Origin of the sequence: Pseudomonas sp. C2B4, from assembly GCF_013359695.1 — a bacterium.
Classification (GTDB): Bacteria; Pseudomonadota; Gammaproteobacteria; order Pseudomonadales; family Pseudomonadaceae; genus Aquipseudomonas.
The window spans coordinates 1-9593 of sequence record NZ_JABFMU010000103.1 but is presented as its reverse complement, the minus strand read 5'-3'; the positions used below and the strand labels follow the sequence as shown (position 1 = coordinate 9593).

The window sequence follows — 9593 nt, the reverse complement described above, 5'->3', positions numbered from 1 at the left end:
CGAGCCTGCTCGCGAAGAGGTCGGCACATTCAACATTGGTGTTGACTGACCGGACGCTTTCGCGAGCAGGCTCGCTCCCACACAGATTCAATGGGCGTTTTCAAATCTGTTAATTATCGATAGACCGCCTCGATAGTTCAGTTGGTTAGAGTGATTAGACAGTGCTTGTTACCGCGACTTAGTCTCTGAAAGTTATTTAACTGATATCGGCCGGAGAGTCCCATGAGCGTTAAACCGGATGCATTGTTTATCCCCCTGAATATTGCCGTGCTGACGGTGAGCGATACCCGTGAATATGCCAATGACACGTCCGGGCAACTGCTGGTCAGCCGCTTGCTGGAAGCCGGCCATACCCTCAGCGAGCGCAACCTGCTCAAGGATGACCTGTACAAGATCCGCGCGCAGGTGGCGACCTGGATTGCCGATGACAACATCCAGGTGGTGCTGATCACCGGCGGCACCGGTTTTACCGGACGCGACAGCACGCCGGAAGCGGTGGCCTGTCTGCTGGACAAACAGATCGATGGCTTCGGCGAACTGTTCCGGGCGATTTCCATCCTCGACATCGGCACCTCGACGGTGCAGAGCCGGGCCCTGGCCGGTCTGGCCAACGGCACGCTGGTCTGCTGCCTGCCCGGTTCCACGGGGGCATGTCGCACCGCGTGGGAAGGCATCCTCGCCGAGCAGCTGGACGCAAGGCATCGTCCGTGCAATTTCGTCCCGCACCTGAAATCCGTACAAACCTGCGGGACAAGAGGATGAGTCGCGCAACCTCGCCGTTGATGCCGGTGGAGGAGGCCATCAGCCGTCTGCTGACCATGGCCGAAGCGCAACGATTGCAAGACAGCGAACCGGTGCCCCTGTGCGACGCACGGCAACGGGTGTTGGCCCATGACCTGGTGGCGAGCCTGGATTTGCCGCCTTGGCCAAACAGCGCCATGGACGGTTATGCACTGAATGTCACCGGCTGGGATGGTCAGCCATTGCCGGTGTCGCAGCAGGTGTTTGCGGGGCAGGCTCCCGAAGCATTGGCACCGGGAACCTGCGCGCGGATCTTCACCGGCGCTCCCGTTCCACCGGGGGCTGACTGTGTGGAAATGCAGGAAAACACCGAGACCCTGGATGACGGCCGCATTCGTTTCAGGCAGCCCCTGAGCGTGGGCAGCAACATCCGCCCGCAAGGCCAGGAGAACCGCGCTGGCGACGTGTTGTTGCAGGCCGGCCAGCGCCTGGGGCCGTTCGAGTTGGCAGTGGCGGCTGCGCAGGGTTTCACTCATGTGCAGGTGGTGCGTCGGCCGCGTGTGGCATTGCTGTCCACCGGCAATGAACTGGTCGAACCGGGCATGGCGCTCAAGCCCGGCAGCATCTACAACAGCAATCGCCCGTTGCTGAGCCACTGGCTGGATGCCTTGGGCTGCGAGGTCATCGACGGCGGCATTCTGCCCGACGAACCACAGCAGACACGGCTCAAGCTCGAACAACTGCATGGCGCAGCGGACTTGATCCTGACGACGGGCGGCGTATCCGCCGGCGACGCCGATTGCCTCGGCCAGGTACTGCGCGAATGCGGCAAACCGTTGCTGTGGAAGCTCTCGATCAAACCCGGAAAACCCTTGACCGTGGGCCGGTTCGGCCAGGTGCCGGTGATTGGCCTGCCGGGCAATCCGGCCTCGGCGCTGGTGACCTTTGGCCTGTTGGCCCGGGTTTATCTGCTGCGGATTCAGGGCGTCGAAGCGGTCGAGCCCCTGAGCTTTCCGATCACCGTCGGCTTTGCCTGGCCGAAACCGGGCAGCCGCCGCGAATACCTGCGGGCCAGACTGGAGGGCGGTCGGGCGGTGCTCTATCCGAACCAGAGCTCAGGCGTATTGCTGGGGGCTTCCTGGGCGGATGGGCTGGTGGAAGTACTGGAGGGTCATACGCTGGAAGTGGGCGACACCGCGCGGTTCATCCCGTTCAGCGAGTTGTTCTGACACAGCAACAAACCCCTGTGGGAGCGAGCCTGCTCGCGAAGAGGTTGGCACATCCAACATGAATGTCGACTGACCTGACGCTTTCGCGAGCAGGCTCGCTCCCACAGGTTCCGTGTGTTTCTCAGCTGAGGACGAAATCCACCGGTTCGAGCTGCGGCGGCAGTTCGCTTACGCCCAGGGCTTGCAGCACATCACGTTCGATGTTGCGCACGATGGCGTCGGTGGGCAGGTCGTTTTCGTCGCGGCCGAACGGGTCTTCCAGTTCATCGGCAATCGCATCCAGGCCGAAGAAGGTGTAGCTGACAATCGCGGTGAACACTGGTGTCAGCCAGCCCAGGGGTTCGGCCATGGCGAATGGCAACAGGATGCAGAACAGGTAGATGGTCCGGTGCAGCAACAGGGTGTAGGGGAACGGCAGCGGCGTGTTCTTGATCCGTTCACAGACCGCCTGGGCGCGGGTCAGGTTGGCCAGGTGGTTGGCCATGATCGTGTAGCGCCATTCGCTGATGGCCCCGGACTCGTTGAGTGTCGAGCAGTGTTGACCGACCTGCATCAAGACCTGCCCGCTGATGTCCGTGGTGCTGTTTTTCGGCAGCGGCTGCAGCCAGTCGCCGCTGGCGGCCAGTTCGTTTTCCCGGCGCAACCGGGCGTTGAGCGCGTGGGCGAACCCGCACAGGTTGCTGAGGAGTGTGTGTCGCTCCCCGGCATCCTTGAGGATCAGGGTTTCGCGGATCATCGAGCGGATCTCGACAATCACATCGCCCCACGCCTTGCGCGCTTCATACCAGCGGTCGTAACAGGCGTTGTTGCGAAAGCTCATGAAGATCGACAACGACAAACCGAGCAGCGTGAAAGGCGTCGCACTGACCTTGGAGAAATAGCTGGGATGCAAGGTTTCGATCAGCACGATGGCCGAGGCGAGCAAGGTCACCATCAGGCTGCGCCGGGCAATGCGTTTGGCGATCGAACCCTTGAGCGAAGTCAGGACGCCGATCAGGTTGGGTTTGGGTCTGACGATCATGGTTTCAGCCGCCTGTCATGTTCATGAAGCGAACGACCTGGACATCGTCGTTCACTTCGAAATTGTGCCGATAAGGCTTGAGTTTCATCGCCTCGATAATGGCCTTTTCCAGGCGTTCTGGCTGGCCGGGATGGCTGCGCAAAACGGCTTTGAGATCGGCTGAATGCTCGTTGCCCAGACACAGCAACAGGCGCCCCTCGACAGTCAGCCGCACCCGATTGCAGGTGCCGCAAAAGTTGTGGCTATGGGGCGAAATGAACCCCAGGCGAATCTGTGGCGCCTCGGCCAGCCGCCAGTAGCGCGAAGGGCCCTGGGTCGACTCGGCGGAATCGATCAACGTGTAGCGTTCGGCAATCCGTTCACGGACCTGGGCGCTGGAATAGAACGACTCCGCGCGGCTGTGCTCGCTGATGGTGCCCAAGGGCATTTCTTCGATGAAGGAGATGTCGAGGTTGCGGTCGATGGCGAAGCTCACCAGATCGTTGATCTCGTGATCGTTGCGGCCCTTCATCACCACGCAGTTGAGCTTGGTGTGGCGGAATCCGGCCGTGTTGGCGGCGTCGATGCCCTTGATCACCTGCGCCAGATCGCCAGTGCGGGTCAACTCGCGAAAACGCTGCGGGTCGAGGCAGTCGAGGCTGATGTTGAGGCGCTTGACCCCGGCCTCGAACAAAGGCCCGGCCAGTCTGGCCAACTGAGAACCATTGGTGGTCATGCACAGTTCGCGCAGGCCGGGCAGGGCCGCGATCTTCTCGCACAACTGCACCACGCCTGGACGGATCAGCGGTTCGCCCCCGGTGAGACGGATCTTGCGGGTGCCCAGCGCGACGAAGCTTTGCGCCACTTGATAGATCTCTTCCAGGGTCAGTACTCGCTGGCGCGGCAGGAACTGCATGTCTTCGGCCATGCAGTACACGCAACGGAAATCGCAGCGATCGGTGACCGACATCCGCAAATAGTCCACGCGCCGTGCGAACCCATCCATCAAGACTCGTTCCGACATGATTTCCTCACTTGGCGCTGCACGCATTGAATGAATACCCATAAACACTGTAGGAGCGAGCCTTTGTGGCGAGGGGATTTATCCCCGTTGGACTGCGAAGCAGCCCCAAAACCAACACTCACATTGGATCAGGCAAACCGCATGCAACGTTTTTACGACAGCTGCGCTGCCGAACGGGGATAAATCCCCTCGCCACAAGGGCTCGCTCCTACAGAAATTTCATTGATTACGGGTTTGTTGAACGCAGGCTAAGTGCAACTTGAAGGGCCGTCCAATCACTATTGGTGAACGATTGATCGAGGGGGTCTATGATGGATTTAGTTGTCGCGTGAAATGCTTTCTAAGTTTTATAACACGTTGAATATAAAGGATAAAAATCAGCGATAAATATCCTCGATCACATGGTCGTAAATAGCGATTAGACAATAATTTATCCCCGTTCATATGCTTTCTCCGTCAACCGATCAATCACCTGAATCGGGTCAAAGCCTGTGTGCATTGTCACGGAGAAGCCGCATGTCTCAAGTCGACCGTTATAAACCCTACAAAGGTGCCGCCGCCGGTTGGGGCGCGCTGATTGCCGTTACCAAGAACTGGCTGGGCAGTGAAAACGCGCTGAAAAACATCCGTGCGATGCTCAAGACCAACCAGAACGGCGGCTTCGATTGCCCGGGTTGCGCCTGGGGCGAATCGCCGGAAAACGGCATGGTCAAGTTCTGCGAAAACGGCGCCAAAGCCGTCAACTGGGAAGCCACCGGCCGCCTGGTCAACCCGGCCTTTTTCAACAAATACAGCGTCGCGACGCTGTCGGAACAAAGTGACTACTGGCTGGAGTATCAGGGTCGACTGACCCACCCGATGCGCTATGACGCGGCGACCGATCGCTACGTGGAAACCACGTGGGACGAAGCCTTCACGCTGATCGCCAAGCATCTCAATGCGCTGGAGTCGCCGAACCAGGCCGAGTTTTACACCTCGGGCCGGGCCAGTAACGAAGCGGCGTTTCTCTACCAGCTGTTCGTCCGCGCCTACGGCACCAATAATTTTCCGGACTGTTCCAACATGTGCCACGAGGCCAGTGCGGTGGCGATGATCGAAAGCCTGGGCGTGGGCAAGGGCACCGTGGTGTTCGATGACCTGGAACATGCCGACGCGATTTTCGTCATCGGCCAGAACCCCGGCACCAACCACCCACGGATGCTCGAGCCGCTGCGCGAAGCGGTCAAGCGCGGGGCGCAGGTAATCTGCATCAACCCGCTGAAAGAGCGCGGGCTGGAACGTTTCCAGCATCCGCAGCACCCGGTGGAGATGCTGCTCAACGGCTCCGAGCCGACCAACACCGCTTACTTCCGCCCCGCATTGGGCGGCGACATGGCGGTCATGCGCGGCATCGCCAAGTTCCTCTTGCAGTGGGAACGCGAAGCACAAGCCAGCGGTGGCGAGCCGGTGTTCGATCATGCCTTCATCGCCGAACACACCTCGGGAATGGACGATTACCTCGCTGAGGTCGACGCTACGGCCTGGGCGCATATCGAACAGCAGTCGGGCATGACCCTGGCCGACATCGAACTCGCGGCGCGCATGTATGCCCGGGCCAAGCGCGTGATCATGTGCTGGGCGATGGGCTTGACCCAGCACACGCACTCGGTGCCGACGTTGCAGGAGGTGATCAACGTGATGCTGCTGCGCGGCAATGTCGGCCGTCCCGGCGCTGGCCTGTCGCCGGTGCGCGGTCACAGTAACGTGCAGGGCGACCGCACCATGGGCATCAACGAACTGGCGCCCACCGAGTTGCTCGATGCCCTGGAAAAACGCTTCGCCTTCAAGCCGCCACGGGCCCATGGCCACAACACGGTGATGGCGATCTCGGCGATGGAGCAGGGAAGGGCGAAGGTGTTCATCGGTCTGGGTGGCAACTTCGCCCAAGCCACGCCCGACACCCCGCGTACCCATGCGGCGCTGCGCAATTGCGAGCTGACCGTGCACATCGCCACCAAACTCAACCGCAGCCACCTGGTGACCGGGCGTGAGGCGCTGATCCTGCCGTGCCTGGGCCGTACCGACATCGACCTGCAGGCCGAAGGCCCGCAGGGTGTCACCGTGGAAGACACCTTCAGCATGATCCACATCTCCCATGGTCAGCTGAAACCCAAATCGAAGCACCTGCGCTCCGAGCCGGCCATCATTGCCGGGATTGCCGCCGCGACCCTGGGTAACCGGCCGATCGACTGGAACTGGGCCATCGGCGACTACGGGCGCATCCGCAACCTGATTGCCGACACCATTCCCGGCTTCGAAAACTTCAACCAGAAGTTGCTGCACCCGGGTGGTTTCCACATGGGCAACAACGCGGCGGACCGCATCTGGAAAACCGCGAGCGGCAAGGCGCAATTCACCCCGAGCGTGTTGCCGGAACACCTGATCAGCGAAGGCGTGCGCAACTTGCCGGTGAAGCCGCATCTGATCCTGCAAACCATGCGTTCCCACGATCAGTACAACACCACGCTCTACGGCCTGGACGATCGTTATCGCGGGGTCTACGGCATGCGCGACGTGGTGTTCGCCAATGAGCAGGACATCCGCCGGCTGGGTTTCGAACCGGGGCAGAAAGTCGACCTGGTGGCGCTGTGGGACGATGACCGTGAGCGTCGGGTCAGCGGTTTCACCCTGATCGCCTACGACATTCCCGCCGGCCAGGCCGCGGCGTATTACCCGGAAACCAACCCGCTGGTGCCGCTGGAAAGTTACGGGGACCGCACCTACACCCCGACGTCCAAGTTCGTCGCCATCCGGCTGGAACAGGCCAAAACCAGCAGTCTGATTTCGACTTCTGCCGCGTAGTTCCGATCACTCAAAACTTGAACTTAGCAATCTTTGTGGGAGCGGGCCTGTGGTGAGGGGATTCATCCCCGTTGGGTGGCGAAGCCGCCCCCAAACCTGCAACCGCGGTGTATCAGTTACACCAAGTGCATTGGTTTACGACTGCTTCGCAGCCGAACGGGGATAAATCCCCTCGCCACACAGGCTCGCTCCTACAGATTTAAATCCCCGACGAGGATTTCGACATGTTTAACCTGCAGGCACTGGACCTGGCGCGGATGCAATTCGCGTTCACGGTTTCGTTCCACATCATCTTTCCCGCCATCACCATCGGGCTGGCCAGTTTCCTGGCGGTGCTCGAAGGCCTCTGGCTGAAAACCCGCAACGACACCTATCGCGATCTCTACCATTTCTGGTCGAAGATCTTCGCGGTCAACTTCGGCATGGGCGTGGTGTCCGGGCTGGTCATGGCCTATGAATTCGGCACCAACTGGAGCCGATTCTCCGACTTCGCCGGCAGCATCACCGGGCCGTTGCTGACCTATGAAGTGCTCACGGCGTTCTTCCTCGAAGCCGGTTTCCTCGGGGTCATGCTGTTTGGCTGGAACCGGGTCGGGCGCGGCTTGCATTTCTTCTCCACGGTAATGGTTGCCATCGGCACCTTGATTTCCACGTTCTGGATTCTCGCCTCCAACAGCTGGATGCAAACGCCCCAGGGCTTCGAGATCGTCGACGGTCGCGTGGTGCCGCTGGACTGGCTGGCCATCGTCTTCAATCCGTCGTTCCCCTACCGCCTGGCGCACATGGCAATCGCCGCGTTCGTCGCCACCGCGTTCTTCGTCGGCGCGTCGGCGGCGTGGCATCTGCTGCGCGGCAACGACACCCGGCAAGTGCGCAAGATGCTGTCGATGGCATTGTGGATGGCCTTGATCGTCTGCCCGATCCAGGCGGTGGTGGGTGATGCCCACGGCTTGAACACCCTGGAGCATCAACCGGCAAAAATCGCCGCCATCGAAGGCCATTGGGAAAACCACGGCAATGAAGCGACGCCACTGGTGCTGTTCGGTATCCCCGACATGCAGGCGGAGAAAACCAAATACGCCATCGAGATTCCGTACCTGGGCAGCCTGATCCTGACCCACAGCCTCGACAAGCAGATCCCGGCGCTCAAGAGCTTCCCGAAAGAGGACCGGCCCAACGCGACAATCATTTTCTGGAGCTTCCGCGTCATGGCGGGGCTGGGGATGTTGATGGTGCTGGCCGGTGTGCTCGGTCTGGCCTTGCGTCGCAGCGGCGCGATCTACCGCAACCGTTGGTTCCTGCGCCTGATGCTGTGGATGGGACCGAGCGGCCTGGTCGCCATGCTGGCCGGCTGGATCACCACCGAAGTGGGGCGCCAGCCGTGGGTGGTGTATGGCCTGCAACGCACCGCGAATGCCGCGTCCAATCACAGCGTCACGCAGTTGAGCATCTCACTGGCGCTGTTCGTGTTGATCTACTTCTCGGTGTTCACCGTGGGCATCGGCTACATGATGAAATTGGTTGCCAAAGGCCCCAAACCCCACCACGAGCATTCGCCTGTGGGGCATTCCGGTCAGGTGATCACGCCGCGCCGACCACTCTCGGCTGACGCCAGCGTCATTTGAAAAAGGGGAGTTGAAACATGGGTATTCAAGGTATCGATTTATCGCTGATCTGGGGCGTGATCATCGCCTTCGGCGTGATGATGTACGTGATCATGGACGGCTTCGATCTGGGGTTGGGAATCCTGTTTCCGCTGATTCCGGATGCCAGGGAACGGGATGTGATGATGAACACGGTCGCGCCGGTCTGGGACGGCAACGAGACCTGGCTGGTGCTGGGCGGTGCGGCGCTGTATGGCGCGTTTCCGCTGGCGTATTCGGTGATTCTGGAGGCGCTGTACCTGCCGCTGATCCTGATGTTGTGCGGCTTGATTTTCCGTGGCGTGGCCTTCGAGTTTCGCTTCAAGGCCAGCCCGGAAAAACGCCACGTGTGGGACATGGCGTTCATCGGCGGTTCGCTGCTGGCGACGTTCGCCCAAGGCGTGACGATCGGCACGTACATCGTGGGTATCCCGGTGGTCGACCGGCAGTTTGCCGGTGGCGCATTCGACTGGGTGGCGCCGTTTCCGCTGTTCTGCGGCGTCGGGCTGATCGTCGCCTACGCGCTGCTGGGCAGCACCTGGTTGCTGGTCAAGACCGAAGGCATGCTGGAGTCGCGCATGCGCCTGTTCACCCGGCCCCTGGCCTGGCTGTTGCTGGCGGTGATCGGCGTGATCTGCGTGTGGACACCGATCCTGCATCCCGAGATCGCCACCCGCTGGTTCGGCCATGCGCACCTGGCAGTCTTCGGCGCACTGGCGGTGCTGGCCTTGCTGGCGATGTTCGGCTTGCTGAAAACCCTGCGTCAGCGTCACACCCATTGGCCGTTCGCCTTTACGCTGATGCTGGTGTTCCTGGGCTACATCGGTCTTGCCTTCAGCCTCTGGCCGAACATCGTGCCGCCGTCCATCAGTCTGTGGGCGGCGGCGTCACCGGCGACCAGCCAGTTGTTCATCCTGATCGGTGCGCTGTTCATCCTGCCGATCATCCTGATGTACACAGTCTGGAGCTACTACGTATTCCGCGGCAAAGTGAGGATTGGCGATGGCTACCATTGATATGCAGCCACTGGCACCGGCGCGTTGGTACAAACGGCTTGGGTGGCTGGTGGTGATCTGGTTGGGGAGTGTGTTGGCGTTGGGGGTGGTGGCGGGGGG

Annotated in this window: 8 protein-coding genes; 6 read left to right on the top strand and 2 right to left on the bottom strand. The window is 60.8% G+C overall.

The window, feature by feature from the left end:
* Positions 1–222 precede the first annotated feature (222 nt).
* Both moaB and glp read left to right on the top strand, forming a co-directional pair.
* Positions 223–762 carry a molybdenum cofactor biosynthesis protein B gene (moaB, locus tag HNQ83_RS30350; protein WP_175392525.1) on the top strand — a complete coding sequence of 180 codons (540 nt, stop codon included), beginning with the start codon at positions 223–225 and terminating at the stop codon, positions 760–762.
* Positions 759–1970, top strand: a complete 1212-nt coding sequence (gene glp / locus HNQ83_RS30345) for a gephyrin-like molybdotransferase Glp (RefSeq protein ID WP_175392524.1) — start codon at positions 759–761, stop codon at positions 1968–1970. The genes moaB and glp overlap by 4 nt, the downstream gene beginning before the upstream one ends.
* Positions 1971–2091: 121 nt before the next feature.
* Here the strand turns inward: glp and HNQ83_RS30340 are convergent, their stop codons facing one another.
* Both HNQ83_RS30340 and moaA read right to left on the bottom strand, forming a co-directional pair.
* The gene (locus tag HNQ83_RS30340; RefSeq protein WP_175392523.1) at positions 2092–2991 is read right to left on the bottom strand and encodes a bestrophin family protein; all 900 of its coding nucleotides are present in this window, start codon (positions 2989–2991) and stop codon (positions 2092–2094) included.
* A 4-nt stretch (positions 2992–2995) separates the two neighbouring features.
* Positions 2996–3994, bottom strand: a complete 999-nt coding sequence (gene moaA, locus HNQ83_RS30335; RefSeq protein WP_175392522.1) for a GTP 3',8-cyclase MoaA — start codon at positions 3992–3994, stop codon at positions 2996–2998.
* 516 nt (positions 3995–4510) lie between these two features.
* On the opposite strand from moaA, the gene HNQ83_RS30330 reads away from it, so the two are divergent.
* The 4 genes from HNQ83_RS30330 to HNQ83_RS30315 all read left to right on the top strand — a co-directional run.
* Positions 4511–6835: an FdhF/YdeP family oxidoreductase gene (locus HNQ83_RS30330; RefSeq protein ID WP_175392521.1), complete on the top strand. Its 2325-nt coding sequence runs from the start codon at positions 4511–4513 to the stop codon at positions 6833–6835.
* Positions 6836–7059: 224 nt separating this feature from the next.
* The gene (locus HNQ83_RS30325) at positions 7060–8460 is read left to right on the top strand and encodes a cytochrome ubiquinol oxidase subunit I (protein ID WP_175392520.1); all 1401 of its coding nucleotides are present in this window, start codon (positions 7060–7062) and stop codon (positions 8458–8460) included.
* Positions 8461–8477: 17 nt separating this feature from the next.
* Complete coding sequence (cydB, locus tag HNQ83_RS30320; RefSeq protein ID WP_175392519.1) at positions 8478–9494, top strand: cytochrome d ubiquinol oxidase subunit II; 1017 nt, start codon at positions 8478–8480, stop codon at positions 9492–9494.
* Positions 9481–9593 (top strand): DUF2474 domain-containing protein (locus HNQ83_RS30315; protein WP_175392518.1); only part of this gene is annotated, 113 nt, incomplete at its 3' end. The genes cydB and HNQ83_RS30315, both read left to right, overlap by 14 nt.